The organism is Geodermatophilus saharensis, assembly GCF_900188205.1.
Lineage (GTDB): Bacteria > Actinomycetota > Actinomycetes > Mycobacteriales > Geodermatophilaceae > Geodermatophilus > Geodermatophilus saharensis.
On sequence record NZ_FZOH01000010.1, the window covers coordinates 85,481 to 110,502 of the forward strand.

Annotated in this window: 23 protein-coding genes; 10 read left to right on the top strand and 13 right to left on the bottom strand. The window is 75.8% G+C overall.

Annotated features, from left to right (window positions below; translation table 11 throughout):
• Positions 1 to 791: Ig-like domain-containing protein (locus CHC04_RS24355; protein WP_217897482.1), on the top strand; the 791-nt coding region annotated here is incomplete at its 5' end.
• 72 nt (positions 792 to 863) lie between these two features.
• On the opposite strand, the gene CHC04_RS20560 is transcribed toward CHC04_RS24355, so the two are convergent.
• Together CHC04_RS20560 and CHC04_RS20565 are read right to left on the bottom strand one after the other, a co-directional pair.
• A complete protein-coding gene (locus CHC04_RS20560; protein ID WP_089405819.1) occupies positions 864 to 1,211 on the bottom strand; it encodes a metallopeptidase family protein in 348 nt (115 codons plus the stop codon).
• Positions 1,208 to 2,638: a GuaB1 family IMP dehydrogenase-related protein gene (locus CHC04_RS20565; protein WP_089405820.1), complete on the bottom strand. Its 1,431-nt coding sequence runs from the start codon at positions 2,636 to 2,638 to the stop codon at positions 1,208 to 1,210. The genes CHC04_RS20560 and CHC04_RS20565 overlap by 4 nt, the downstream gene beginning before the upstream one ends.
• Positions 2,639 to 2,725: 87 nt before the next feature.
• Here CHC04_RS20565 and serS point away from each other — a divergent pair, with 87 nt between their 5' ends.
• From serS to CHC04_RS20585, 4 genes are all read left to right on the top strand, one after another.
• Positions 2,726 to 4,027 carry a serine--tRNA ligase gene (gene serS / locus CHC04_RS20570; RefSeq protein ID WP_089405821.1) on the top strand — a complete coding sequence of 434 codons (1,302 nt, stop codon included), beginning with the start codon at positions 2,726 to 2,728 and terminating at the stop codon, positions 4,025 to 4,027.
• Positions 4,024 to 4,938 carry an HAD family hydrolase gene (locus CHC04_RS20575; protein WP_217897483.1) on the top strand — a complete coding sequence of 305 codons (915 nt, stop codon included), beginning with the start codon at positions 4,024 to 4,026 and terminating at the stop codon, positions 4,936 to 4,938. The genes serS and CHC04_RS20575 overlap by 4 nt, the downstream gene beginning before the upstream one ends.
• Positions 4,931 to 5,734 carry an HAD hydrolase family protein gene (locus CHC04_RS20580; protein WP_089405822.1) on the top strand — a complete coding sequence of 268 codons (804 nt, stop codon included), beginning with the start codon at positions 4,931 to 4,933 and terminating at the stop codon, positions 5,732 to 5,734. The genes CHC04_RS20575 and CHC04_RS20580 overlap by 8 nt, the downstream gene beginning before the upstream one ends.
• 71 nt (positions 5,735 to 5,805) lie before the next feature.
• Positions 5,806 to 7,422 (top strand): methyl-accepting chemotaxis protein, encoded by a 1,617-nt coding sequence (locus tag CHC04_RS20585; protein WP_089405823.1) that lies wholly within the window; start codon positions 5,806 to 5,808, stop codon positions 7,420 to 7,422.
• Between the two features lie 52 nt (positions 7,423 to 7,474).
• Here the strand turns inward: CHC04_RS20585 and CHC04_RS20590 are convergent, their stop codons facing one another.
• Positions 7,475 to 8,029: a bacterial proteasome activator family protein gene (locus tag CHC04_RS20590; protein ID WP_089405824.1), complete on the bottom strand. Its 555-nt coding sequence runs from the start codon at positions 8,027 to 8,029 to the stop codon at positions 7,475 to 7,477.
• Between the two features lie 100 nt (positions 8,030 to 8,129).
• On the opposite strand from CHC04_RS20590, the gene CHC04_RS20595 reads away from it, so the two are divergent.
• The gene (locus tag CHC04_RS20595; protein WP_089405825.1) at positions 8,130 to 9,359 is read left to right on the top strand and encodes a cysteine desulfurase-like protein; all 1,230 of its coding nucleotides are present in this window, start codon (positions 8,130 to 8,132) and stop codon (positions 9,357 to 9,359) included.
• Here the strand turns inward: CHC04_RS20595 and CHC04_RS20600 are convergent.
• Both CHC04_RS20600 and CHC04_RS20605 read right to left on the bottom strand, forming a co-directional pair.
• Positions 9,356 to 10,003 (bottom strand): TMEM175 family protein, encoded by a 648-nt coding sequence (locus CHC04_RS20600; RefSeq protein WP_176450119.1) that lies wholly within the window; start codon positions 10,001 to 10,003, stop codon positions 9,356 to 9,358. The two genes, CHC04_RS20595 and CHC04_RS20600, sit on opposite strands and share 4 nt — an antisense overlap.
• 38 nt (positions 10,004 to 10,041) lie before the next feature.
• Positions 10,042 to 11,034, bottom strand: a complete 993-nt coding sequence (locus CHC04_RS20605; protein ID WP_089405827.1) for an NAD(P)H-quinone oxidoreductase — start codon at positions 11,032 to 11,034, stop codon at positions 10,042 to 10,044.
• Between the two features lie 84 nt (positions 11,035 to 11,118).
• Here CHC04_RS20605 and CHC04_RS20610 point away from each other — a divergent pair, with 84 nt between their 5' ends.
• Positions 11,119 to 11,724 (top strand): hypothetical protein, encoded by a 606-nt coding sequence (locus CHC04_RS20610; protein WP_089405828.1) that lies wholly within the window; start codon positions 11,119 to 11,121, stop codon positions 11,722 to 11,724.
• A gap of 48 nt (positions 11,725 to 11,772) precedes the next feature.
• Here CHC04_RS20610 and CHC04_RS20615 read toward each other — a convergent pair whose 3' ends face one another.
• From CHC04_RS20615 to folP, 3 genes are all read right to left on the bottom strand, one after another.
• Positions 11,773 to 13,371, bottom strand: a complete 1,599-nt coding sequence (locus CHC04_RS20615; RefSeq protein WP_089405829.1) for an AMP-binding protein — start codon at positions 13,369 to 13,371, stop codon at positions 11,773 to 11,775.
• A 197-nt stretch (positions 13,372 to 13,568) separates the two neighbouring features.
• Positions 13,569 to 14,507 (bottom strand): acetamidase/formamidase family protein, encoded by a 939-nt coding sequence (locus CHC04_RS20620; RefSeq protein WP_089405830.1) that lies wholly within the window; start codon positions 14,505 to 14,507, stop codon positions 13,569 to 13,571.
• Between the two features lies 1 nt (position 14,508).
• On the bottom strand, positions 14,509 to 15,369 hold the full coding sequence (gene folP / locus CHC04_RS20625; protein ID WP_089405831.1) for a dihydropteroate synthase: 861 nt from the start codon (positions 15,367 to 15,369) through the stop codon (positions 14,509 to 14,511).
• A gap of 87 nt (positions 15,370 to 15,456) precedes the next feature.
• Here folP and CHC04_RS20630 point away from each other — a divergent pair, with 87 nt between their 5' ends.
• Positions 15,457 to 15,918 carry a MaoC family dehydratase gene (locus CHC04_RS20630; protein WP_089405832.1) on the top strand — a complete coding sequence of 154 codons (462 nt, stop codon included), beginning with the start codon at positions 15,457 to 15,459 and terminating at the stop codon, positions 15,916 to 15,918.
• Between the two features lie 50 nt (positions 15,919 to 15,968).
• Here the strand turns inward: CHC04_RS20630 and CHC04_RS20635 are convergent, their stop codons facing one another.
• Both CHC04_RS20635 and CHC04_RS20640 read right to left on the bottom strand, forming a co-directional pair.
• Positions 15,969 to 17,225 carry a serine hydrolase domain-containing protein gene (locus tag CHC04_RS20635; RefSeq protein ID WP_217897484.1) on the bottom strand — a complete coding sequence of 419 codons (1,257 nt, stop codon included), beginning with the start codon at positions 17,223 to 17,225 and terminating at the stop codon, positions 15,969 to 15,971.
• 148 nt (positions 17,226 to 17,373) lie between these two features.
• Positions 17,374 to 17,658: an HU family DNA-binding protein gene (locus tag CHC04_RS20640; protein WP_217897485.1), complete on the bottom strand. Its 285-nt coding sequence runs from the start codon at positions 17,656 to 17,658 to the stop codon at positions 17,374 to 17,376.
• Positions 17,659 to 17,919: 261 nt separating this feature from the next.
• Between CHC04_RS20640 and CHC04_RS20645 the strand changes: the two genes are divergently transcribed.
• Positions 17,920 to 18,843, top strand: a complete 924-nt coding sequence (locus CHC04_RS20645) for an aldo/keto reductase (protein WP_089405834.1) — start codon at positions 17,920 to 17,922, stop codon at positions 18,841 to 18,843.
• 67 nt (positions 18,844 to 18,910) lie between these two features.
• On the opposite strand, the gene CHC04_RS20650 is transcribed toward CHC04_RS20645, so the two are convergent.
• Positions 18,911 to 20,005: an EAL domain-containing protein gene (locus tag CHC04_RS20650; protein WP_089405835.1), complete on the bottom strand. Its 1,095-nt coding sequence runs from the start codon at positions 20,003 to 20,005 to the stop codon at positions 18,911 to 18,913.
• Between the two features lie 173 nt (positions 20,006 to 20,178).
• Here CHC04_RS20650 and CHC04_RS20655 point away from each other — a divergent pair, with 173 nt between their 5' ends.
• Entirely contained in the window at positions 20,179 to 22,908 is a 2,730-nt protein-coding gene (locus tag CHC04_RS20655; protein ID WP_281252260.1) for a SpoIIE family protein phosphatase, read from the top strand.
• 76 nt (positions 22,909 to 22,984) lie between these two features.
• Here CHC04_RS20655 and CHC04_RS20660 read toward each other — a convergent pair whose 3' ends face one another.
• Entirely contained in the window at positions 22,985 to 24,214 is a 1,230-nt protein-coding gene (locus CHC04_RS20660) for a saccharopine dehydrogenase family protein (RefSeq protein WP_089405837.1), read from the bottom strand.
• 56 nt (positions 24,215 to 24,270) lie between these two features.
• Positions 24,271 to 24,996 (bottom strand): trimeric intracellular cation channel family protein, encoded by a 726-nt coding sequence (locus CHC04_RS20665; RefSeq protein ID WP_089405838.1) that lies wholly within the window; start codon positions 24,994 to 24,996, stop codon positions 24,271 to 24,273.
• Between the last annotated feature and the right edge of the window lie 26 nt (positions 24,997 to 25,022).

Genomic DNA, 25,022 nt, shown 5'->3' on the forward strand with positions numbered 1-25,022 from the left:
ACGCCGGTGACCCCGACGCCGGTGACCCCGACGCCGGTGACCCGAACGCCGGCGACCCGAACGCCGGTGACCCCGACGCCGGTGACCCCGACGCGGGCGACCCGAACGCCGGCGACCCCAACGCCGGTGGGCCGGAGCCCCAGCAGCCCACCACCGAGGAGCCGCCGGTCACCGACGAGCCCACCACCGACGAGCCCACCACCGAGGAGCCCACCACCGAGGAGCCCACCACCGAGCAGCCGGCTCCTGAGGCGCCGGTCGACATCCCGGTGACCCCGGTGCAGGACCCGGGTGGCACGAAGCCCGTACCGAGCGCGCCGATCGTGCCGGCCACGGTGCCCAGCACCTCGCTGAAGCTCACCACCGACCAGGGCGCCGACACGGAGCTGACCGTCGGTGAGAAGCTGACGATCAAGGGTGAGGGCTTCATGCCCTTCTCGAGCGTCTCGGTGATCATCTACTCGCAGCCGCGGGTGCTGACCACCGTCGTCGCCGACGCCCAGGGCCGGTTCGAGGTCCAGGTCACCATCCCGTCGGACCTGCCGGCCGGGAACCACTCGCTCGTGGCCTCCGGTGTGGACCCCGACGGCAACGAGCACTTCCTGCGCCTCGACGTCACGGTCGACGAGGCCGGTGCGGTCGCCGTCACCACGGCGTCGTCGTCCGGCGGTGCGCTGGCCTTCACCGGCGCCGAGCCGCTGGTGCCGGCCCTGCTCGGTGGCGCCACCCTCGTCGGTGGTGGCCTGCTGGTCCTGGTGAGCCGTCGCCGCAAGGCCGCGCAGCAGGACTGACCGACACCAGGTAGACGCCGGCGGCCCCGGCGGTCCGCTCCCCAGGGAGTGGCCGCCGGGGCCGTCGCCGTCTCAGCCCCAGCCGAGCTCGTGCAGCCGCTCGTCGCTGATGCCGAAGTGGTGGGCGATCTCATGGACGACGGTCACCGTCACCTCCTCGACCACCTCCTCGGCGGTCTCGCAGATGTCGCAGATGGCCTCGCGGTAGATCATGATCCGGTCCGGCAGCGTGCCCCCGTACTGCCAGCCGCGCTCGGTGAGCGCGAAGCCCTCGTAGAGGCCCAGCAGGTCCGGCTCGTCCTCGTTGCGGTCCTCGACCAGCACGACGACGTTGTCCAGCAGCGCCATCAGCTCGGCCGGCACCGCGTCGAGGGCGTCGGCGACCAGCGCCTCGAAGACCTCGCGGGGGAGCGGCCTCACCAGCTGGTGGGCAGCGGGCGGCCCTCCTCGTAGCCGGCCGCGCTCTGCACCCCCACCACGGCGCGCTCGTGCAGCTCGTCGATGGTGCGGGCACCGGCGTAGGTGCACGACGAGCGCACCCCGGCGACGATGCCGTCGACCAGGTCCTCCACGCCGGGACGTGCGGGGTCGAGGTACATGCGCGAGGAGCTGATGCCCTCCTCGAACAGCCCGGCGCGGGCCCGCTCGAAGCCGCTCTGCGCCGCCGTCCGCGCCTTGACCGCGCGCGCCGACGCCATGCCGAAGGACTCCTTGTACAGCCGGCCGCCGTCGTCGTGGATGTCGCCGGCGCTCTCGTAGGTGCCGGCGAACCACGACCCGACCATCACGTTGGCCGCGCCCGCGGCCAGGGCCAGCGCGACGTCGCGCGGGTGGCGCACCCCGCCGTCGGCCCACACGTGCCGGCCCAGCCGGCGGGCCTCGGCCGCGCACTCCTCCACGGCGGAGAACTGCGGCCGGCCGACGCCGGTCATCATCCGCGTGGTGCACATCGCGCCGGGGCCCACGCCGACCTTGACGACGTCGGCGCCGGCCTCGACCAGCTCGCGGGTGCCCTCGGCGGTGACCACGTTGCCCGCCACGACCGGCGTCGTCCCGGCCACCGCGCGGACCGCGCGCACCGCCTCGACCGCCTTCTCCTGGTGGCCGTGCGCGGTGTCGACGACGAGCACGTCGACCCCGGCGGCCAGCAGCGCCGACGCCTTGCCGGCGACGTCGCCGTTGATGCCGACGGCGGCCGAGGCGAGCAGCTGGCCGGTCGCGTTGACCGCCGGCGTGTAGAGCGTCGAGCGCAGCGCGCCCTTGCGGGTGATGACGCCGACGAGCCGGTCACCCTCGACCACCGGCGCGGCGCTGACCCGCTCACCGGAGAGCACGTCGAACACCTTCGGCAGGTCGGTGCCCGCGGGGATGGTCAGCGGGTGCTCGGCCATCACCTGCCCGAGCTGGCTGAACCGGTCGACCCCCTGGCACGCGCCGTCGGTGACCACGCCGACCGGCACGCCGTCCTCGACCACGACGACGATGCCGTGCGCCCGCTTGGTCATCAGCGACAGCGCCTCGCCGACGGTGGACGTCGGTGACAGCGTGATCGCGGTGTCGTAGACGGGGTGCCGGGCGTGCACCCAGGAGACGACCTCGGTCACGACGTCGACCGGGATGTCCTGCGGCAGCACCGCCAGGCCGCCGCGGCGGGCGATCGTCTCGGCCATCCGGCGGCCGCTGATCGCCGTCATGTTGGCGACGACGACCGGGATCGTGGTGCCCACCCGGTCCGGCGTGGTCAGGTCGACCTCGAGCCGCGAGCCCACGGTGCTGTGGTTGGGCACCATGAAGACGTCGGCGTAGGTGAGGTCGGTGGCCGGGCGGTTGCCGCCGAGGAATCGCATGCCCCCGAGTGTCCCAGCACTCCCCCGTGCGGGGAGGTGTCGCCGCGGGTCCGGCTCCTCCCGGGCGCGCCTCTCTACGATCGGGGGGTGATCGACCTGCGCCTGGTGCGCGAGCACCCCGACGTCGTCCGTGCCAGCCAGCGCGCCCGCGGTGCCGACGAGTCCCGGGTCGACGCGCTCCTGGCCGCCGACGAGGCCCGCCGCGCCGCCGTCAAGCGCGCCGACGACCTGCGCGCCGAGCAGAAGGCGGCCTCCCAGGCGGTGCGGAAGGCGACCCCCGAGGAGCGGCCCGCCGTCCTGGAGCGGGCCCGGGCGCTCGCGGCGCAGGTGAAGGAGGCCGAGGAGGCCCAGCGCGCCGCCGACGCCGCCCTGCGCGCGGCGCACCTGGCCATCCCGAACGTCGTCGCCGACGACGTCCCGCCCGGCGGTGAGGACGACGCGGTGACCCTGCGGACGGTGGGCGAGGTCCCGTCCTACGACTTCGAGGTCCGCGACCACCTGCAGATCGGCGAGGCGCTCGGCGCCATCGACACCGAGCGCGGCGCCAAGGTCTCCGGCGCCCGCTTCTACTTCCTGACCGGCCCCGGCGCGCTGCTGGAGTTCGCCCTCGCCCAGCTGGCGATCACCCGGGCGGTGGCCGCCGGGTTCACCCCCGTCGTCGCCCCCGCGCTGGTCAAGCCCGAGGCGATGGAGGGCACCGGCTTCCTCGGCGAGCACGACGAGGAGGTCTACCGCGTCGAACGCGACGACCTCTACCTCGTCGGCACCTCCGAGGTCGCCCTGGCCGGCATGCACGCCGACGAGGTCCTCGACCTGTCGGGCGGGCCGCGCCGCTACGCCGGCTGGTCGTCGTGCTTCCGCCGCGAGGCCGGCTCCTACGGCAAGGACACCCGCGGGATCATCCGCGTGCACTGGTTCGACAAGGTCGAGATGTTCAGCTTCTGCCGCCCCGAGGAGGCCGCCGCCGAGCACCTGCGGCTGCTGGCCTGGGAGGAGGAGTTCCTCCAGGCGCTCGAGCTGCCCTACCGGGTCGTCGACATCGCCGCCGGCGACCTCGGCACGAGCGCCGCCCGCAAGTACGACATCGAGGCGTGGTTCCCCAGCCAGGGCACCTACCGCGAGCTGACCAGCACGTCGGACTGCACGACCTTCCAGGCCCGCCGGCTGGCCATCCGCTTCCGCGACGCCGACGGCCGGCCACAGCCGGCGGCCACGCTCAACGGCACGCTGTGCGCCATCGCGCGCACCATCGCCTGCCTGCTCGAGGTGCACCAGCGCGCCGACGGGTCGGTGCACGTCCCGGTGGCGCTGCGGCCCTGGCTGGGCGGGCACGAGGTGCTCGCGCCCGGCATGACGCTGGCCGCGCCGGTCCCCCCGGCGGCTGCGTGAGCGAGACCGTGCCCCGCGCCGTCCTCTCCGGTCACGTCCCCTCCCCGGACGCCGACCGGGTGATCGAGCCCGCTGACCTCGGCAGCTGGCGCCCGCGGCTGGTGGCCAGCGACCTCGACGGCACGCTGCTGACCTCCGAGGGCGTGGTCAGCCCGCGCACCCGCGCCGCGCTGGACGCCTGCTGGGCCGCCGGCATCCCCGTCGTCGGCGTGACCGGGCGCGGGCCGCGGCTGCTCGACAGCGTCCGCACCGCGCTCGACGGGCGCGGCATCGCCGTGCTGGCACAGGGCGGCTACGTCGTCGACCTCGAGCGCCGCGAGGTGCTGCGCGCGGTGGGCCTGCCGCGCGAGCAGGCGATGGCGGTGATCGATCGGATCGAGGCGGTCGCCGGCGACCTGATCCTGGCCGTGGAGGACGCCGCCGAGCAGGCCGAGGCGTTCGCGCCGCTGCGGGTGCAGCACGGCTTCGACTGGCCCTACCCGGAGCCGGCGCACCTGCTGCCGCGCCACGCGGTGGTCCCCGAGGGGGCGGTGCTCAAGGTCTTCCTGCGCTCGTCCTCCCTCGGCCAGGACGAGCTGCTCGCCCGCGCCCGCCGGGTGGTCGACCCGGCCGAGGCCGAGGTCACCCACGCCGGGCTGGGGTTCATCGAGGTGCTGCCGCCGGGCGTCACCAAGGCCACCGGCCTGGCCGTCGCCCTCGAGCACCACGGCGTCGGCTTCGCCGACGTGCTCGTCTTCGGCGACATGCCCAACGACCTGCCGATGATCACCGCGGTGACGGAGGCCGGCGGGCGGGCGGTCGCGGTGGCCAACGCCCACCCCGCCGTCCGGGCGGCCGCCGGCGGGCTGACCGGCGGTCACGACGCCGACGGCGTCGCCCGCTACCTCGAGGCGGTGCTCGCCGGTGTCTGACTGGCGCCCCCGGCTGATCGCCAGCGACATGGACGGCACGCTGCTGCGCTCCGACGACACCGTCAGCGACGCCACGGTCGCCGAGCTGCGCCGCTGGCAGGCCGACGGCGTCCCCGTCGTGCTCGCCACCGGCCGGCCGCCGCGCTGGATGCACCGCATCCGGCAGGTGGTCACCGAGGGCACCGCCGTCTGCTGCAACGGCGCGGTGCTGCTCGACCTCGGGCGCTTCGAGATCCTCGAGGAGGAGGCGCTGCCCCCGGCGGTGCTCGGCGAGATCACCGCCGGCCTGCGCGCCGAGCAGCCCGGCACCTGGTTCGCCGTCGAGTACGGCCTGGAGTTCCGTCACGAGCCGGTCTACCGGCCGCGGTGGGACGTCGACGCGCCCGGCGTGGCCGAGGCCTCGCTGGAGGAGATGGTCGCCGCGCCCGCGGCCAAACTGCTGGCCCGCCACGAGGACCTCGACCGCGACACGTTCGTCGCGCTGGTGGAGCGCGTGGTCGGTGACCTGGCCACGGTGACCAACTCCTCCTCCGACGCCCTGGCCGAGATCTCCGCGCGCGGGGTCACCAAGGCCAGCGGGCTGGCCCGGGTCGCCGCCCGGCACGGCGTCGGCCCCGAGGACGTCGTCGTCTTCGGGGACATGCCCAACGACATCGCCGCCTTCGACTGGGTGCGCGAGGGCGGCGGCCGGGCGGTGGCCATGGCGCACGCCCACCCCGAGCTGCTGGCCGCGGCCACCGACGTCACCGTCGGCAACGACGACGACGGCGTCGCGGCGTTCCTCGCCTCGATCTAGACCCGGCTTGAGATCGCCTCTCCCGTGCCGATGTGTCGGAGCGACCGGCACCCCGCCACGGAAGGCGATCCATGAGCCAGACCCCCGCCCGTGTCCCGACGTCCGCCGAGCCCGGCTCCTCCGGCTGGAGCCTGCACACGAGGCTCCTCGGCGCGATCCTCGTCGTCGCGCTGACCACGCTGGGGGTGGGGCTGTTCGGCATCGCGCGGATGTCGGTCCTCGCCGACAAGGCCGACCAGGTGTACGGGCAGGGCGCGACGCCGCTCGACGGGCTGCGCCGGCTGCAGGTCGACTGGTGGGAGCTGTCGGCGCACACCGCGCGGGCCAACATCCCGACACTGCCGCCGGCCACCCTCCAGGAGGCCCGGGAGTCCGCCGCCGCCGCGGGGGAGGCCATGGTCGAGCACGCCGACGCCGTGGCCGGCATGCCGCTGTCCGACGACGCCCGCGCCGGCTTCGAGGAGTACCGGACCGCGTCGCAGACCTACCTGACGGCGCTCGCGCGGCTGCAGACCCTGCCGCCGACCTCACCCGACGCCCTGCCGCTGCTGCAGACGATGTCGCAGAACGAGGACGTCATCGAGGAGTCGCTGACCGCGGCCACGACGTCGGCCGCCGCGGCCGCCCGCGCGACGGTCGCCGAGGCCCGCGACGCCTACGCCTCGGCGCGCACCCTCACGCTCGTCGTCGTCGTGCTGGGCCTGGTCGTGTCCGTCGTGCTCGCCCTCGCGGTGGCGCGCAGCGTGACCCGGCCGGTGCAGCGGATCCGCGAGGTCCTCGGCGAGGTGGCCCGCGGCGACCTGCGGGTGCGCGCCGGCGCCACCGGCGGCGGTGAGCTCGGCGAGGTGGCCCGGTCGCTCGACGAGACCCTCGACGCCCTCGGCGGCGTGCTCACCCTGGTCCGCGACTCCGCCGACCGGCTGCAGGGCGCCTCCACCCGGCTCGACACCGCGGCCGGCGGCATCGCCGAGTTCTCCCGCGCCGCCTCCGACCAGACCGACGTCGTGGTCGCCTCCGCCGGTGAGGTCGCCGCCAGCGTCGACACCGTGGCCACCGGCTCCTCGCAGATGGAGTCGGCGATCCGCGAGATCGCGCACAACGCGACCGAGGCCGCCCGGGTGGCCGGTCAGGCCGTGGGCGTCGCGGAGACCACCACCCGCACCGTCGGCAAGCTCGGCGACTCCTCGCAGGAGATCGCCACCGTCGTCAAGCTGATCAACGGCATCGCCGAGCAGACCAACCTGCTGGCCCTCAACGCCACCATCGAGGCCGCCCGCGCCGGAGAGGCGGGCAAGGGCTTCGCGGTCGTGGCCAGCGAGGTCAAGGAGCTGGCGCAGGAGACCGCGCGGGCCACCGAGGACATCTCCCGCCGGGTCGAGGCGATCCAGGCCGACACCTCCGGCGCCGTCGAGGCGATCAGCCGGATCAGCTCGGTGATCGGCGAGATCAACGACTTCCAGGCGACCATCGCCGCCGCCGTGGAGGAGCAGACGGCGACGACGAACGAGATGAACCGCAACGTGGCCGAGGCGGCGGGCGGGACCCGTCAGATCGCCGCGGCGATCACCGGCCTGGCCGACGGCACCCAGCAGACCAACGCCCGCGTGGGCGACGCCCGGCAGGCCGCCGCCGAGCTGGCGCGGATGAGCGGTGAGCTGCAGGACGCCGTCCGCCGCTTCTCCGTCTAGGTCCCCCGCCCGCCGGTGCGCACTTCCGCGGAAGTACACACCGGCGGCGCCCCTACAGGTACTGGCCGCCGCCGGGGCGGGGCTCGGTGGCGGTGCCGGGACCGCCGGGCAGCGCGCGACGGCGGATCTCCTCCAGCTGCGCGCGGGCGGCCATCTGCTGGGCGAACAGCGCCGTCTGGATGCCCTGGAACACGCCCTCCAGCCAGCCGACCAGCTGCGCCTGCGCGATCCGCAGCTCGGCGTCCGACGGCGTCTGGTCCTCGCTGAACGGCGAGGTGATCCGGCGCAGCTCGTCGGAGAGCTCCGGGGCCAGGCCCTGCTCGAGCTCGCGGATCGAGGAGGCGTGGATGTCGCGCAGCCGGGCGCGGCTGGCCTCGTCGAGGGGCGCGGCCCGGACCTCCTCGAGCAGCTGCTTGATCATCGTGCCGATCCGCATGACCTTGGCCGGCTGCTCCACCATCTCGCCGACGGTCGACGAGCCGCCCGCCTCGCCCTCCCCGCCCGCCGGACCCACCGCGGGCACGGGCATCGCGCCGACCGGCCGCCCGTCGGGGCCGACGACGAGGACCTGCTGCGGGCGCTCACTGCCGTTGCCGGGTGCCGTCATGCCCCCATCCTGCCCCGCGCGCTCGGCGGGCGAACGCCCGCCGCTGGGGCCCCCGGTGCGGCGGCGCGGGCCCCGGACGGCGGCAACTAGGGTCGCCCGCATGCACCCGGGGGAACCACGGCTGGACGTCGCGCGCGTCCGCGGCCAGTTCCCCGGGCTGTCCGACGGCTTCGTGCACACCGACGCGCCGGCCGGCACCCTGCTGCCCGAGAGCGTGGTGCACGCGGTGTCGGCCGCGATGCGGGTGCCGGTGGCCAACCGCGGCGGGGTGTTCCCGTCGTCGTCGCGGACCGAGGGGCTGGTGGCCGGCGCCCGCGCGGCGGTGGCCGACCTGGTCGGCGGGGTCCCCACCGGCGTCGTCCTCGGGCCCAGCACGACCGCGCTGACCTACGCCGTGGCCCGGGCGCTGGCGCGCACCTGGCGCCGCGGCGACGAGGTCGTCGTCAGCCGGCTCGACCACGACGCCAACATCCGGCCGTGGCTGACCGCGGCGGCCCAGGTCGGCGCCGTCGTCCGGTGGGCCGAGGTCGACATCGAGACCGGGGAGCTGCCCGCGTGGCAGTACGACGACCTCATCACCCCGCGCACCCGGCTGGTGGCGGTCACCGCCGCCAGCAACGCGATCGGCACCCGGCCCGACGTCGCCTCGATCGCCGCCCGCGCCCACGCCGTCGGGGCGCTGGTGTACGTCGACGCGGTGCAGGCCGCGCCGCACGTCTTCCTCGACCGGGCCGCGCTCGGCGCGGACTTTCTCGCCGTCTCGGCCTACACCTGGTGCGGGCCGCACGTGGGCGCGGTGGTGGCCGACCCGCAGCTGCTGGCCGAGCTCGATCCCGACCGGCTGCTGCCCACGCCCGACCGGGTGCCCGACCGCTTCGAGAACGGCACCCCGCCGTTCGAGCTCTACGCCGGCGTCACCGCCGCCGTCGACCACCTGGCCGGCCTGTGCGAGGACGCCACCGGCAGCCGCCGGGACCGGTTGCGCGACTCCATGACCGCCGTCGCCGCGTACGAGGGCGGCCTGTTCGAGTGGCTGGACCAGGCGCTGCGCGCCATGCGGCACGTGCAGGTGGTCGGCTTCCCGGAGCACACGACGCCGACGCTGTCGTTCACCGTCACCGGCATGCGTCCCCGCCAGGTCGCCGCCGAGCTGTCCCGCCGCGGCATCTGCGCCTGGGACGGCGACTTCTACGCCCGGGAGCTGTTCGACGCCCTCGGTGTCAACGAGGCCGGCGGCGCCGTCCGCCTCGGGCTGGCGCACTACACCACCGCCGAGGAGGTCGGCTACGTGATCGACTCCGTGGCCGCCCTGCGCGGCGCGCTGCTCTAGCCGGCGGCGCGGCGTCGCACCAGGACGCCGACGACCGGGTTGAGCACGAGCAGCGCCAGCCACGACAGCCGGGCGGCGGAGGAGGAGACGAGGTACGCCACCGGGATCGACGCGAGGAAGAACGCCGGGGGGACGAGCTGGGGGACCAGCTCCAGCCGCATCCGCCGCGCCGTCGGTGGCGCGGCGAGCAGCCCGGTCCGGCACGCCAGCACGTACATCACCGCCTCCGTCGAGGAGACCACCGCGACGTTGACGGCGAAAACGGCCGTCGCCAGCGGCTCATCGTGCTCCCCCAGCGCGTCGGTGCTGAACGGCAGCAGCACCACGAAGGCGAGCAGCACCAGGTCCACCGTGATGAGGCGCCCGCTGAGGTGGTGCAGCCGCGCGACGAAGGCGTGGTTGGCCCGCCAGTAGAACGCGACGATGGCGAAGGCCACGAAGAAGGCCACGAGCTCGGTCCCGATCGCCGCCCACAGGGCGGCGAGGTCGGCCCAGGCGCCCGGGCCCGCCCCGCCGTCGAGGGTGGTGACGAGCAGGGTGAGCGCGACGGCGTAGGTCCCGTCGGAGAAGACGAGCGCGCGGTCGAACTCCGGCGTCCCCCGGGCGAAGCGCGGCGACCGCGGGTCCGGGAGGTCGGCAGCCACGCCCGCAGGGTCGCACCCCTCGCCCGGCACCGGGGCCATCAGGCGTCGGGGAGCAGCAGCACCTTCCCGATGTGCTCGCTCGCCTCGACGACGCGGTGGGCCTCGGCCGCCCGGGACATCGGCAGCCGGCGGTCCACCACCGGCCGCACCACGCCGCGCTCGACGTCGGGCCAGACGTGGGCGCGGACCGCCGCGACGATCGCGTCCTTGCCGCCGGGGCCGGTCACCGGACGCGAGCGCAGCGCCGTCGCCGCCACCGACGCCCGCTTCCCCAGCAGCTTCCCGAGGTCGAGCTCGGCCCGCGCGCCGCCCTGCAGGCCGATGACCACCAGCCGCCCGCCGACGGCGAGGGCGTCGACGTTGCGGGCCAGGTACTTCGCGCCCATGTTGTCCAGCACGACGTCGACCCCGGCGCCACCGGTCTCCTCGCGGACCCGCTCGACGAAGTCCTCGGTCCGGTAGTCGACGGCCACCTCGGCGCCGAGCTCCCGGCAGAACGCCCGCTTGGCCGCGCTGCCGGCGGTGGTGAACACCCGCGCACCGGCCCGGACGGCGAGCTGGATCGCCATCGTCCCGATGCCGCTGGACCCGCCGTGCACGAGGAGGGTCTCGCCCCGGCGCAGGCCGGCGAGCTGGAAGACGTTGGACCACACCGTGCAGGCCACCTCGGGCAGCGCCGCGGCGGTGGCCAGCTCCACCCCGGCGGGGCGGGGCAGCAGCTGCACGGCCGGGACGGCGACCCGCTCGGCGTAGCCGCCGCCGGCCAGCAGCGCGCACACCTCGTCGCCCACCGACCACCCGGTGACGCCCTCGCCGACCTCGCTGACCACGCCGCTGCACTCGAGGCCGAGGATCTCGCTGGCGCCCCGGGGCGGCGGGTAGAAGCCGGCGCGCTGCATCAGGTCGGCCCGGTTGACGGCACTGGCCGCGACGTCGACGACGACCTCGCCCGGCCCGGCCACCGGGTCGGGGACCTCACCCCAGCCGAGCACCTCGGGTCCGCCGGGTCCGCTGGTCGTCACCGCACGCATGCGCCGACCTTAGGAGGACGCCGTGCGCCGGCGTCCAAGCTGCTCGCAAGTGCCCTGCAGGAGCCCGGCGGCACCGTCTGCGCCATGACCACGACGACCCCCGTCCGCGTCCCGGCGCCGCGCACCCCCGACCACGACACGCTGCCGGCCACGCGCGGCCGCGCCGTGACCTCCCTGGCCGACCCCGCGCTGGTCTCCCGCGCGCTGCGCTCGGGGACCCGGCTGGCCGCCGAGGCGCTCACCGGCATCGCCTTCGACGACCCGTGCTGCGCGGCCCGGCAGCGCGAGCTGGTCCGCTGGACCACCGGTGTGACGGCCGAGGTCCGCGCGCACCCGGGGCTGCGCCGCGACGGCGACGTTCCCCTCGACGCGGTCCTCGCCCGCACCGACCTCGCGCTGGCGCTGTTCGCCCGTGAGGTGAGCGCCGGTGCGCCCGCGCTCGCGCTCGCCCTGACCGACCTCGCCGACCTCGTCGAGGCCCGCCTGTCCGCGGCCGCGGGGCTCCCCGGCACCGCCCGGCGCGGCGCCCGTCAGGCGCTGTTCGCCCTGCCGTGGCTGCTCGACGCCTGCCACCCCGCCGAGCAGGCGGCGGTGCTGCGGTCCGCCTCCCGGGGCGAGCTGCTCACCCTGCGGCTGGGCGCCCGGCGCCACGCCGCGACGCGCGACGCCGTCCTCGGCTGCGCCCGGTGACGGGCGGGGCGAGGACGGCGTCGGCGCGGACCCGGAGCGGGTGCTCCCTCAGACGCGGGCCTTGAGGTCCTTGCGCAGGATCTTGCCGGCCGCGGACTTCGGCACCTGCTCGATGAACTCCACCGCCCGGATCTTCTTGTGCGGCGCCACCCGGGAGGCCACGAACTCCATGACCTCGTCCTCGCTGATCTCCGAGCCCGGCGCCCGCACCACGAAGGCCTTGGGCAGCTCCTCGCCGCTCTCCTCGTCCTTGACCCCGATGACGGCGGCGTCGGCGATCTGCGGGTTGCCGACCAGCACGGCCTCGAGCTCGGCCGGGGCCACCTGGTAGCCCTTGTACTTGATGAGCTCCTTGACCCGGTCGACGACGGTGTAGCAGCCGTTGGCGTCCACGATCGCGACGTCGCCGGTGTGCAGCCAGCCGTCGGCGTCGAGGGTGTCGGCGGTGGCCTTCTCGTTGTTGAGGTAGCCCTTCATCACCTGGGGGCCGCGCACCCAGAGCTCACCGCGCTCGCCGGGGGCGGCGTCCTCACCGGTGGAGGGGTCCACCAGCCGGCACTCGGTGTTGGGGATCGCCAGGCCCACCGAGCCCTTGGGGACCTCGCCGGGGAAGCCCTCCGGCTCGCCGCCGTGGTCGGGGGTGGTGTGCGAGACCGGGGACAGCTCGGTCATGCCGTACCCCTGGCCCACGGTGACGCCGCTGTCGGCGCCGCGGCGCAGCCGCGCCTGCGCGGCCTGGGCCAGCGCCTCGTCCAGCGGTGCCGCGCCCGAGAGGATGGAGGTCAGCGACGACAGGTCGAACTGGTCGACCATCGGGTGCTTGGCCAGCGCCAGCAGGATCGGCGGGGCCACGAACGCGCGGGTGATCTTCTGGTCCTGGATGGTGCGCAGGAACTGCTCGAGGTCGAACCGCGGCAGGGTCACGACGGCGCCGCCCCAGGCCAGCCCCTGGTTCATCAGCACGGTCAGGCCGTAGATGTGGAAGAACGGCAGGACGGCGATGATCCGCTCGTCGGCGCCCAGCTGGATCAGCGGGCGGCACTGGGCGACGTTGGCCACCAGGTTGCGGTGGGTCAGCATCACGCCCTTGGGCAGGCCGGTGGTGCCGCTGGAGTAGGGCAGCGTGACCAGGTCGTTCGCCGGGTCGATGTCGACCTGCACCGACGGCGCGTCGCTGCTGATCAGGTCGAGCAGCGAGGCGTGGCCCTCGGCGCCGTCCATGACGATCACCTCGTCCACCGGCGCCTGCTCGACGGCCTCCAGCGCCCGGTCGAGGAAGGGCGAGACGGTGACGAGCACCTTCGCGCCGGAGTCCTTCAGCTGGAAGGCGACCTCGTGGGCGGTGTAGAGGGAGTTGATCGGGCTCATCACGCAGCCGGCCTTGGCGATCCCGTGGAACACCACCGGGTACCACATGGTGTTCGGGCACAGCACCGCGACGACGTCGCCCTTGCGCAGCCCGCGGGCGGCGAGCGCGGCCGCGACCCGGTCGACGTAGGTGGCCAGCTGGCCGTGGCTGATCGAGTCACCGGTCAGGCCGTCGACGAGCGCCGGCGCGTCGGGCTTCTCCCGCCCCGCGGCGAGGACGAAGTCAGGGACCGACAGGTCCGGGATCTCGACGTCGGGGTAACGACTGGCCAGAGCCACGGTGCTCCTCCTCAGCGGGGACGTAGTGGCGCCAGTCTCACACCCGGGCTGTGGTGCAGGACGCGGGGGTTACTCGCCAGTTGCGTTCGCCGCGCCCGGTCCGCCGCCGCGCCGCACTGCCAGGTCACCCGATCGTGCGGGGACCCGCGGTGCGGGGACCCGCGGTGCAGGGACCCGCGGTGCAGGGGACGCGACGGTCAGCGGACGGCGCCGGGCGGCAGGACGGCGTGGACCCCGAAGACCTGGTTGGCCACCTGGGTCACCCGCAGGTCGACCACCACGCCGGCCAGCGCCATGGCGTCGGACCGGGAGGCCCCGTGCAGCGCGCCGATCAGGTCGAGCATCGCGTCCATCGCCTCCGCCGCGGCCTCGTCGAGGTCGTCGCCGATCCCGAGGCACACCCAGCCGGCGGGGGTGCTAGCCACCGGGGTCGCCAGCGGCCGGCCGAACAGGTCGTCGCGGACGTCGAGGGTGAGGTCGGCGCGCTCGGCCCCGCACTCGATCGCCGCGCCGCTCACCTCGCCGTCGCCCTGGGCCGCGTGCGCGTCGCCGACGCTGAGCAGCGCGCCGTCCACCGGGATGGGCAGGTAGAGCGTGCTGCCGGCCACCAGCGCGCGGCAGTCGAGGTTCCCGCCGTGCCGGCGGGGCGGGATCGTCGAGTGCCGGCCCGGCTCGGCCGGCGGCATGCCGATGATGCCGAGGAAGGGCGAGACGGCGACGGTGTGGCCGTGCTGGTTGCGCGCGGTGCCGGCGGCCGCGTCGATGCGCCAGCGGTGCACCGTCGGCCGGAGGCCGCCGACCCGGGCGTTCCAGGCGGTGTCGGCCAGGCCGGCGAAGCCGGTGCCCCACGCCGCCGGGACGACGGCGCCGATGCCGACCTCGAGCACCTGTCCCGCGCGGGCGCCGCGCACCTCGACCGGGCCGGTCAGGGCGTGACCGTCGCCCGGGGTGTACCGCGGGTCCCGCCGGCGGTCGGCGACGTCGCCACCGGTGTCGGGCTCGACGAACCAGCCGGAGTCGAGGGTCGTGAACCGGACCGTCGCGCCCGGGTCGACGGTGAGCGCCGGCGGCAGGTCGCGGTCGAACCAGCCGTGCAGCGTGCCGGGGCCGGGCCGCAGCGTCGGGACGGCGTCCACGTCAGGCCAGCCCGCGGGTGGTGCGCGCCGGCGGGCGGTCGCCGCGGATGGCGGCGACCATGTCCAGCGTCTGCCGGGTCGCGGCGACGTCGTGGGCGCGGAACACCCGCGCGCCCAGCCACGCGCTGACCGCCGTCGCCGCGAGCGTGCCGGTGAGCCGCTGCTCCAGCGGGACGTCGAGGGTCTCGCCGACGAAGTCCTTGTTCGACAGGGCCACCAGCACCGGCCAGCCGGTGGCCACCAGCTCGCCGAGCCGCCGGGTGGCCTCCAGCGAGTGGCGGGTGTTCTTGCCGAAGTCGTGGCCGGGGTCGACCAGCACCCGCTCGGGGTCGACGCCCGCGGCCACCGCGGCGTCGGCGAGCGCCGTCGTCCGCGCGACGACGTCGGCCAGGACGTCGTCGTACTGCACCCGGTGCGGCCGGGTGCGCGGCGGCAGCCCGCCGGCGTGCGTGCACACGATCCCCGCGCCCGCCGCGGCCGCCACGTGGGCCAGCTCGGGGTCGACGCCGCCCCACGCGTCGTTGACGACGTCGGCACCCGCGGCGAGCACCTCCCGCGCCACCTCCGCCCGCCAGGTGTCGATGGAGATCGGCAGGTCGGGGTGCGCGGCCCGGATCGCGGCGACCAGGTCGACGGTGCGGCGGATCTCCTCGGCGGCGTCGACCTCCTCGCCGGGCGCGGCCTTCACCCCGCCGACGTCGACCACGTCCGCGCCCTCGTCGACGACCCGGTCCACCCGCTCGACGGCGGCGGCGAGCTCGTAGGTGGCACCGCGGTCGTAGAACGAGTCGGGCGTGCGGTTCACGATGGCCATCACCACCAGACCGCCGTCGGGCACGTCCAGCCGGCCCAGTCGCAGCACCCGTCGCCCCCGTCCCCGTCGCCGGTGTGGTGGAGTCAGCCAACCAGACCACCCGCGACACCGATCCAGGACACAGGAGGACAGGCGATGGCGCAGACCACCGTGGAGGGCATCGACGGCGTGCTGGCGAAGGTCGGCCAGCACCTCGGGCACAGCGACTGGCTGGAGATCACCCAGGAGCAGGTGAACCAGTTCGCCGAGGCCACCCACGACCACCAGTGGATCCACGTCGACGTCGAGCGGGCGAAGCGGGAGAGCCCCTTCGGCGGCCCGATCGCGCACGGCTACCTGACGCTGTCGCTGGTGTCGGCGCTGACCGCGCAGATCATCGACGCGAAGGGCTTCGGGATGGGCGTCAACTACGGCGCCGACCGGATCCGCTTCATCTCGCCGGTGCCGGTCGGTGCCCGCATCCGCGCCTCGGCGACCCTCAACGACGCCAAGCAGTTCGAGGGCGGCGTGCAGATGAACCTCGGCATCACCATGGAGATCGAGGGCGCGCCGAAGCCGGCGATGGTGGCCTCGATCCTCTTCCGCCGCTACGTCTGAGGCCTGCACTTCCGCGGATGTGCCCCGGGCACATCCGCGGAAGTGCACGGTCAGACGACGATGGCCTGGTTGACCAGGGCCCGCAGGTAGGCGCGGATCGGCAGCGTGCTCGAGGGCAGCAGCTGGGTGAAGAACGTGACGACGACGTCCTCGACCGGGTCGACGTAGAACGCCGTCGACGCCGCACCGCCCCAGCTGTAGTCCCCGGTGCTGGCGACCCCGCCGTAGCGCGCCGGGTCGATCACCATCGAGAAGCCCAGGCCGAAGCCGACCCCGCGCAGCGGCGTCTCGGCGAACAGCGGCCGGCCGAAGGCCTCCAGGTCGGCGTCGCCGGGCAGGTGGTTGCGCACCATGTGCGCCAGCGTGCGCGGGCCCAGCAGCCGCCCGCCGTCGTAGGAGCCGCCGCGGCGCAGCATCTCGCAGAAGCGCAGGTAGTCCGCCGCCGTCGAGACCAGCCCGCCGCCGCCGGAGAGGAACGTGGGCCGGGTGAGCGCCGCCTGGCCCATGGCGTCGATCGGCGCGTACCCGGTGGGCGCCCCGCCGGGCTGCCCGGGGACGGCGGCGTAGAGCCGGGCGAGGGAGTCGACGTCGTCCGCCTCCCGCAGGCCGAAGGAGGTGTCGGTCATCCCGAGCGGGGCGAACACCCGCTCCTGGAAGAACACGTCGAGCGTCTGGCCGGAGACCACCTCCACCAGCCGGCCCAGCACGTCGGTGGAGACCCCGTAGTTCCACTCCGACCCGGGCTGGAAGACCAGCGGGACCGAGGCCCACTGCCGGCAGGCCTCGGCGGAGTCGACGCCGGGCGGGGTGCCCCACTCGTGGCCCATCGCGCGGTACATGGCGTCGACCGGGTGGGCGTGGTGGAAGCCGTAGGTCAGCCCCGAGGTGTGGGTGAGCAGGTGCCGGATGCGGATCGGCTCGATCTGCGGCTGGGTGACCGGCTTCTGCGCCGACCCGGCCACGTAGACCCGCGTCTCGGCGAACTCCGGCAGCCACCGGGCGATCGGGTCGCCGAGCTCGAAGGCGCCCTCCTCGTACAGCATCATCGCCGCGACCGAGGTGACCGGCTTGGTCATCGAGAAGATGCGCCAGCGGGTGTCCTCCTCGACCGGCCGGCCGTTCTCGACGTCCCGCGAGCCGTAGCGGCCCACGTGTGCCAGCCGGCCGTGCCGGGACACCGTGACCAGGAAGCCGGGCAGCTGCCCGTCGTCGACCCAGCGGGCCAGCCGCCGGTCGAGGCGCTCCAGCCGGGTGCCGTCGAGGCCGACCTCGGCGGGGTCGGTGTCGTGGGTCAGTCCGCTCGTCACGCGTGCCTCCGTCCCGGTGCCGTCCCCCTCGGGCGGCGCCTGCCTGCGCATCCTGACCCATGGGTGTGCAGCGGGTCACAGGGAGGCAGGCGCCGCCCCGGCGGGGACGCGGCGGGTCACACCGGGACGTCGCAGGGGACGCGGCGGGTCACACCGGGACGTTGCTGGCGGCCTTCTTCAGGTTCGAGCCGGCGGTGACCTTGACGGTGTTGGCGGCGGGGATGTCGATCGACTCGCCGGTCTGCGGGTTGCGGCCGGTCCGGGCCGACCGCTGCGTCCGCTCGACGGTCAGCAGACCGGAGACGGCGACCTTCTCGCCGCGGGTGATCGCGTCGACGAGCTCCTCCTGCAGGCCCGACAGGACGGCGTCCACGGTGGCGCTGGGCACGTCGGCGCGCTTGGCGATGGCGGTGACGAGTTCGGCCTTGTTCACGGGGATCCTCTCGTTGGGGGGCGCGGCCCGCCCGGTGCTCGGTGGGCCGCCGGTGACGGTGCCGGCCGCGGCGGCGCGGCCGGTCGCTCCCGGGCGGTCACCCGGGACGGACCGGTCCCCACGCGGGGGTCCGGCCCGGGGCACCGTGTCACGACAGCGGGGTATCTGGCCAGTCCAGGGGCACGGAGGCACCCAGCCGAACCGCCGGTACCACCCGTCCCAGCGGGGGCGGGCGCCCGGGGTCCGACATAGCGTGAGGGCATGCCGCAGCTGCCCGGGACCGACCTGATCGTCAGCGACCTGTGCCTGGGCGGCAACGTCTTCGGCTGGACCGCCGACGAGCCGACGTCGCAGGCCGTGCTCGACCGTTTCGTCGACGCCGTCCCCAGCACCCAGCACCCGTTCGTCGACACCGCCGAGATGTACGGCGACGGCCGCTCCGAGCAGATCCTCGGCGGGTGGATGGCCGAGCGCGGCCTGCGCGACCGCGTGGTGGTGGCGACCAAGGCCTCACCGCAGCAGAAGGCCCACCCGCTGGCGGCCGCGGAGGTGAAGGCCGCCGCCGAGCGGTCGCTGCGCAACCTGCGGACCGACCGGATCGACCTCTACTACGCGCACTACGACGACGAGACGACCCCGCTGGAGGAGACGCTCACCGCCTTCGACGAGCTCGTGCGCGAGGGCAAGCTGCTGCACGTCGCGGCGTCGAACTACTCCCCGGCCCGGCTGACCGAGGCGCTGGAGACCTCCGAGCGGCTGGGCGTCACCCGGTACGTGGCGCTGCAGCCCCACTACAACCTCGTCGAGCGGGCCGACTACGAGAACGGCCTGCGCGACGTCGTCGCCGCGCACGGGCTGGGCTGCCTGCCCTACTTCGGCCTGGCCAAGGGGTTCCTGACCGGCAAGTACCGGGCCGGCGAGCGGGTCGACTCCCCGCGTGCCCCGCGCGCGCAGGCCTACGCGGGGGAGCGGGGCGACCGGGTGCTCGCCGCGCTGGCGGAGGTGGCGGCCGCGCACGGGGTCAGCCAGGCCGCGGTGGCGCTGCGCTGGCTGGCCGACCGGCCCACCGTCACCGCGCCGATCGCCAGCGCCCGCGACGTCGACCAGGTCGCCGACCTGCTGCCGGTGCTGGACCTGGTCCTCGCCGACGACGAGCGCGCCGCCCTGACCGCCGCCAGCGACTGACGCGGGCGGCCCTCCTGCAGGGGCCCGCCGCGAGCGTGCGAGTGGCGGGGGGCAGGAGGGTCCTTCGTCAACGGGCGGCCGCCGCGGAGGCGAGGTCCTCCACGCGCAGCAGGCCCAGCACCGCGCCGGTCGCGTCGGTGCAGACCACCGGGTCGAAGCGGTGGGCCGGCGGGCGGGTCAGCGCGCGGTGCAGCGTGCCGGGGACGTCGTCGGTCGGGCGGGCGCACAGCGACACCGGCGCGGTGTGCGCCAGCCCGGTGCGCGGGTCGGTCAGCCGCAGCGCCAGCGGCTCGCCCTGCGGCCCGACGAGCACCACCGGGGGGACGCCGGGGGAGGCCTCGGTGACCTCGCACTGGCGGACCGGCCGCAGCAGGCTCGCCACGGCCGACTCCGCCCGGGCGCGGGCGGCCTGGCCGCGGACCAGCGCGACGACCTCCGGGGCCAGCGGCGCGAACGACGGCGAGGGCCGGCCGAGCAGCCAGCCCTGCGCCAGCGGCACGCCCAGCCGGGAGAAGGCGGCCAGCTCGCCGCGGGTCTCGATGCCCTCGGCGACCAGCCAGGCGTCGATGCGGGCGGCGAACTCGCCGACCACCCCCGCCAGCGCCGCACGCACCGGATCGGTGTCGGCACCGGCCACCAGTGACCGGTCGAGCTTGACCAGCTGGGGTCGCAGCGCGGCCAGCTGCCGCAGGCCCGACCAGCCCGAGCCGGTGTCGTCGAGGGCCACCAGAGCGCCTCGGGCCCGCAGCGCGGCGACCTCGACCCGCAGCGCGGCGAGGTCGGGCACCGGGGCGGACTCGGTCAGCTCGACGACGACGCGGCGCAGGTCCGGCCGGGTGGCCAGGGCAGCCTGCACCGGGCGGGTGCCGAGCAGGGCGGGGCTGACGTTGACGGAGAGGAAGGTGTCGGCGGGCAGCCCGGGCACCGCGGCGAGGGCCTTGTGCAGCGCCAGCGCCTCGAGCTCGGCGGCGACGCCGGCGTCGGCCGCCGCGGCGAACCACACGTCGGGGCCGGCGGTGCCGGGGAACCGGGCCAGCGCCTCGTAGCCGGCGACGCGGGCCCGCGCGAGGTCGACGACCGGCTGGAAGACCAGCGTCAGGTCGTCCGGGTCGGCGAGCAGCGGCCGGCAGTCCGGCAGCCTCCGCGTCAGCATCCCCGTCATGCGCCGACCATCGGCCCCGGCCGACGGCCGCTCGACCTGCGGCTCCCACAGCCTCACCCGGCCGGGTGACGACCCGTCCGGGGAGGAAGGCCGGACGGTCGGTTCCGTTCCGCTACACGCGTGGCAGCATGGTCGGCTGCGGCCGCCCGGGCCGCGCCTGGCCGAGGAGGGCCGTGTCCGTCCCCGCGCCGTCGCCTGCCGCCGACGTGCTGCACGACGCCCAGCGCGTCGCCGCCGCGCGCCGGCTCCTCCTCGAGGTGCCCGGCCCGGCCGCCTACGACCGGCTCTCCGGCCTCGCCGCCCGCCTGCTCGGCGCCGGGCACGCCAAGGTCACCGTCTTCACCGACGAGGACACCGTCGTCGGGGGACACGGCCTGCCGCCCGGGGTGGTCGGCGGCCGGGCCCAGCTCACCGGGGCGTTCTCCGCGTGCGTCGTCCGGGAGGGCCGGGCCCTCGTGGTCCCCGACGCCCGCGTCGACCCGCGGCTGTCCGACCTCCCCGCCGTCACCGCCGGTGAGGTCACCGCCTACCTCGGCATCCCGCTGATCTCGGCCTCCGGCCACGTCATCGGCGTCCTCGCCGTCTACGACGGGCGGGCGCGCACCTGGCAGGACGACGACGTCGCCCTGCTCGAGCACCTGGCCGACTCGGTGGTCGCCGAGCTCGAGCTCGCCGCCGCCCGGTCGGCGATCGGGGCCTCGCGGGTCCGCCTCGAGGTCGCCCTCGAGGCCGGCGCGATCGGCATCTGGGACCACGACCTGCGCACGCGGGTCCTGCACTGGGACGAGCGCTGCGCCGCGGTCCACGGACTCGACGGCCCGCTGACGATCACCGACGTCGACGGGATGCTCGCCGACCGCATCCACCCCGACGACCACGCCGCCGTCCGCGACGCCATGACCGACGCGCTGCGCGGCACGGGGGAGTACGTCGTCGAGGCGCGGGCGCTGCACACCGACGGCACGGTGCGCTGGACGGTCTCCCGCGGCCGCGTCGTGCGCGACTCCCGGGGCGACGCGGTGCGGGTGCTCGGCACCGTCGTCGACGTCACCGACGCCCGCGAGCAGGCCGCCCGCCGGATGGCCGCGGTGCAGCGCGCCGCCGCCGTCGCCGAGGTCGCCGCCGAGCTGGCCAACGCCACCGCGCTGTCGCAGCTGGCCGACATCACACTGCGCGGCGCCCGGCTGCTCGGGGCGTCGTCGAGCGCGCTGGCCGCCTTCGACACCCAGGAGGCGCTGCGGATTTACCTCGCCCGGCAGCTCGCCGACACGGTCGCGGCCGCCGCGGCGGAGGCCGAGGTGGAGGCCCCGCCGGAGGGGCTGGAGATCGAGCTCGACGACGAGCTGCCCACCCAGTACGCCGCCCGCCACGGCGAGCGGGTGCTGCTCACCGACCTCGACGACGCCGTCGCCCGGTTCCCGCGGATGGCCGAGGTCGGTCCGGCGCTCGGCCTGCGCGCCCTCGCCGCCCTGCCGCTGCGGGTGGAGGGCCGGCTGCTGGGCAGCTTCGTCGTCGTCTGGGACACCGAGCACGCCTTCGAGGACGTCGACGTCGAGCTGCTCGACGCGCTGACCGCGCAGATCGCCCTCAGCGTGTCCCGGCTGCGGGCCGACGCCGAGCGGGCGGCCGCCGTCGCCGCCATGGCCGAGGCCAATCAGCGGCTGCAGCTGCTCGCCGACGCCGGCCGGGTGCTGTCCGGGAGCCTGGACATCACCGAGCAGCTGGGCCGGCTGGCCGACCTGGTGGTGCCGGCGCTGGCCGACTGGTGCTGGATCGTCGTCACCGACGAGCAGGGCCGGCTGCACGAGATGGCCTGGTCCCACCGCGACCCCGCCCAGCGGGAGGCCGTGGCGGAGTACGTCGGGGCGATGGTGCACGGGATGACCGACGAGCACGCCGCCCGGGTCGTGACCCGCACCGGCCGTCCGCTGGTGGTGCCGGAGGTCGACGTCGAGCGGATCCAGCAGTCGCTGCACGAGCCCGCGGCGCAGCAGGCGCTGCTGCGGCTGGCGCCGCACTCGGCGCTGATCGTGCCGCTGGTGGCCCGCGGGGAGGTCATCGGCGCCCTGGGCACCGCCAACGGCGCCGAGCGGGGCCCGCACACGACGGCGGAGGTCGAGACCGCCGCCGAGGTCGGCCGCCGCGCCGGCCTGGCGCTGCAGACCGCGCGCCTGTACGAGCAGCAGCGCGGGCTGGCGCACGCCCTGCAGCGCAGCATGCTCACCGCGCCGCCGCGGCCCGAGGGGCTCGACATCGTCGTGCGCTACGTCCCGGCGTCGGAGGGCGCCGAGGTGGGCGGCGACTGGTACGACGCCTTCCCCGGGGTGCTCGGCGGCACCGTCCTCGTCATCGGCGACGTCGTCGGCCACGACCGGAACGCCGCCGCGCTGATGGGCCAGTTCCGGGGGCTGCTGCGCGGCATCAGCCACGCCAGCGGCGCCGACCCGGCCGAGGTCCTCGGCCAGCTCGACCGGGCCGCCGACCGCCTGGCGCTCGACGCGATGGCCACCGCGCTGGTGGCCCGGCTCGACCGCACCGGCCCCGACGAGGCCGTGCTGCACTGGTCGAGCGCCGGCCACCCGCCGCCGGTCGTCGTCGACCCGGACGGGAGCGTGCGGGTGCTCGCCCCCGGGTCGGCCGACCTGCTGCTGGGCGTGGACCCGGGTCGCCGGCGCACCGACCACAGCACCGTCCTGCCCGTGGGCAGCACGGTGCTGCTGCACACCGACGGGCTGATCGAGCGGCGCGACCGCGACCTGCAGGCCGGCACCGAGCAGCTGCTCACCGTCCTGCGCGAGGCCGCCGACCTGCCGCTGGAGCGGTTGTGCGACCGGGTGCTGGAGCGGCTGTTCCTCCCCGACGCCGAGGACGACGTCGCGCTGCTCGCCGTCCGCGTGCTGTGACACCGTCCGGGCACTTCCGCGGAGGTGCACGGGTTGGACCGGGCACTTCCGCGGAAGTGCCCGGTCTGGGGCTGCGTCAGAGGGCGGTCACCTCGTAGGTGTGCCCGGCCGCGCGCAGCCGCTCGACCAGCACGCCGCCGAGCGCCGTCGCGGGGGTGAGCGACCCGGCCCGCTCGGGCAGCCGGTCGCCCTCGAGGGCCAGGCCGAGCGCGACCTGCCCGAGCATCACCGACGTCGCCGCGTAGCCCGGGTCGCCCGTGCCGGCCACGGTGGCGCGGTAGTGCCGCCCGCCCTCGGTGTCGGCGTCGACGACCATGCGGAACCAGCCCTTCTCCCGCGCCGACTCCGACGGCCCGGTGCCCGGTGCGGGCAGCACGCGGTCGACCAGCGCCCGCGTGGGCGCGAAGGCCAGCGCACCGACGGCGGCGGCCAGGCCGGTGGTGATCCCCGCGGCGGTGAACGCCCCGGTGATCCCGCGGCCGGCGCTCATCGACTCCCCGTAGCGCAGGCCGCGGCCGTAGGCCCACTCCTGCAGCGCGTTGCTGCGCCGCACGATCCGGGTGTTGAACGACGCCATGACGAACGGCGCGGTCCAGCGGCCGTCGGCGGCGAGTGCCGGCGGCGTGGCGTCCGGGGGCTGGCGGGTGTCGGGCTCGGCGGCGCGGTCGGGGGAGAGGGAGAACGGGTCGGCGAGCAGCCGGCGCACGGCCTTGTCGCGGGCGGCGTCCTCGACCATCCCGCGCATCGAGGCGACGGTCCCGCCGCTGAACCCGCCGCGGAGACCGGCCACCAGCCGGACGTCGGTGAGCCCGCCGGCGCCGTCCGCGCGCGCCCGCTCGGCCAGGAGGAACACCGCCAGGTCGGAGGGGATCGAGTCGTAGCCGGCCGCGTGCACCAGGCGGGCGCCGGTCTCCCGGGCGACGGCGTCGCAGCGGTCGATGGCCTCGCGGACGAACAGCACCTCGCCGGTGAGGTCGGCGTAGTGCGTGCCGGCCCGCGCGCAGGCCTCGACCACCGGCAGCCCGTGGCGTGTGTAGGGCCCGACCGTGGTGACCAGCACCCGGGTGCTCTCGGCCAGCCGGGTCATCGAGGCCGGGTCGGCGCTGTCGGCCTCCAGCAGCGGCCACGCGCGGCCGGGGGCGGGCAGCTCGGCGGCGACCGCGGCCAGCCGCTCGCGGGACCGGCCGGCCAGCGCCACCCGCAGGTCGGGCGGCGCGGTCTCGGCCAGGTAGCCGGCGACCAGCCGGCCGACGTACCCGGTGGCACCGAAGAGGACGACGTCGTGCTCGCGCGAGGGTCCGGTCACCGCCCGATCCTGCCCCGGGAGGGGGCGACCCCGCCCGTCAGCCCCGACCCCGCCCGTCAGCTCCGGCCGCGCCCGTCGGCCCGCCCGCGTCGGCGCCGGGGGCGGCCGGTGCGGGCCAGCCGGGTGCGGGCGCGGCCGGGCAGGTCGACGGCGACCGGGGCCTCCCACCCGCGCCAGACCGACAGCACCCGCAGCCCGGAGACCAGGGCGATGACCACCAGCGCGACGGGGATCGGGTCCAGCCCGAGCGGACCGGCGAGCACGGTCAGCGCCGTGGCCCCGAGCAGCGCGGCGACGGCGTTGTAGGGGCCGGGCTGCACGATGTCGGCGCGCCGGGCCAGCAGCACGTCGCGGATCACCGCCCCGCCGACGGCGGTCAGCGTCCCGATGAAGACCACCGAGGCGCTGGGCAGCCCGGCGAGCTGGGCCTTCTGGGCGCCGATCACGGTGAACAGGCCGAGGGTGAGCGCGTCGAGCACCACCAGCAGGGCGGTGAGCCGGGACAGCCAGCCGGAGAAGTAGAAGGTGACCATCGCGGTGATCGCGACGGCGGGCAGGTAGCTGCGGTCGGTCAGCGCCACCGGTGGGCCCTGGGCCAGCAGCACGTCGCGGATGAGGCCGCCGCCGAGGCCGCCGCTGACGGCCAGCAGCAGCACGCCGGAGACGGCGAAGCCCTCGCGCGCGGCGAGCAGCCCGCCGGTCAGCGCGCCGACGACGATCGCCGCGAGGTCGACGGCGGCCGGGACGTGCAGGGTCTCGGCCGTCGCGGCGAGGGTGCTCACGGCCGACCATCCTCCCGCCCGGGGCG

Bases quoted from the DNA above. Each gene is read 5' to 3' on its own strand.
- CHC04_RS20590 (WP_089405824.1), bottom strand. From the start codon at position 8,029: ATGACGGCACCCGGCAACGGCAGTGAGCGCCCGCAGCAGGTCCTCGTC.
- CHC04_RS20595 (WP_089405825.1), top strand. From the start codon at position 8,130: ATGCACCCGGGGGAACCACGGCTGGACGTCGCGCGCGTCCGCGGCCAG.
- CHC04_RS20565 (WP_089405820.1), bottom strand. From the start codon at position 2,638: ATGCGATTCCTCGGCGGCAACCGCCCGGCCACCGACCTCACCTACGCC.
- CHC04_RS20610 (WP_089405828.1), top strand. From the start codon at position 11,119: ATGACCACGACGACCCCCGTCCGCGTCCCGGCGCCGCGCACCCCCGAC.
- CHC04_RS20605 (WP_089405827.1), bottom strand. From the start codon at position 11,034: ATGCGTGCGGTGACGACCAGCGGACCCGGCGGACCCGAGGTGCTCGGC.
- CHC04_RS20650 (WP_089405835.1), bottom strand. From the start codon at position 20,005: ATGACGGGGATGCTGACGCGGAGGCTGCCGGACTGCCGGCCGCTGCTC.
- CHC04_RS20645 (WP_089405834.1), top strand. From the start codon at position 17,920: ATGCCGCAGCTGCCCGGGACCGACCTGATCGTCAGCGACCTGTGCCTG.
- CHC04_RS20630 (WP_089405832.1), top strand. From the start codon at position 15,457: ATGGCGCAGACCACCGTGGAGGGCATCGACGGCGTGCTGGCGAAGGTC.
- CHC04_RS20585 (WP_089405823.1), top strand. From the start codon at position 5,806: ATGAGCCAGACCCCCGCCCGTGTCCCGACGTCCGCCGAGCCCGGCTCC.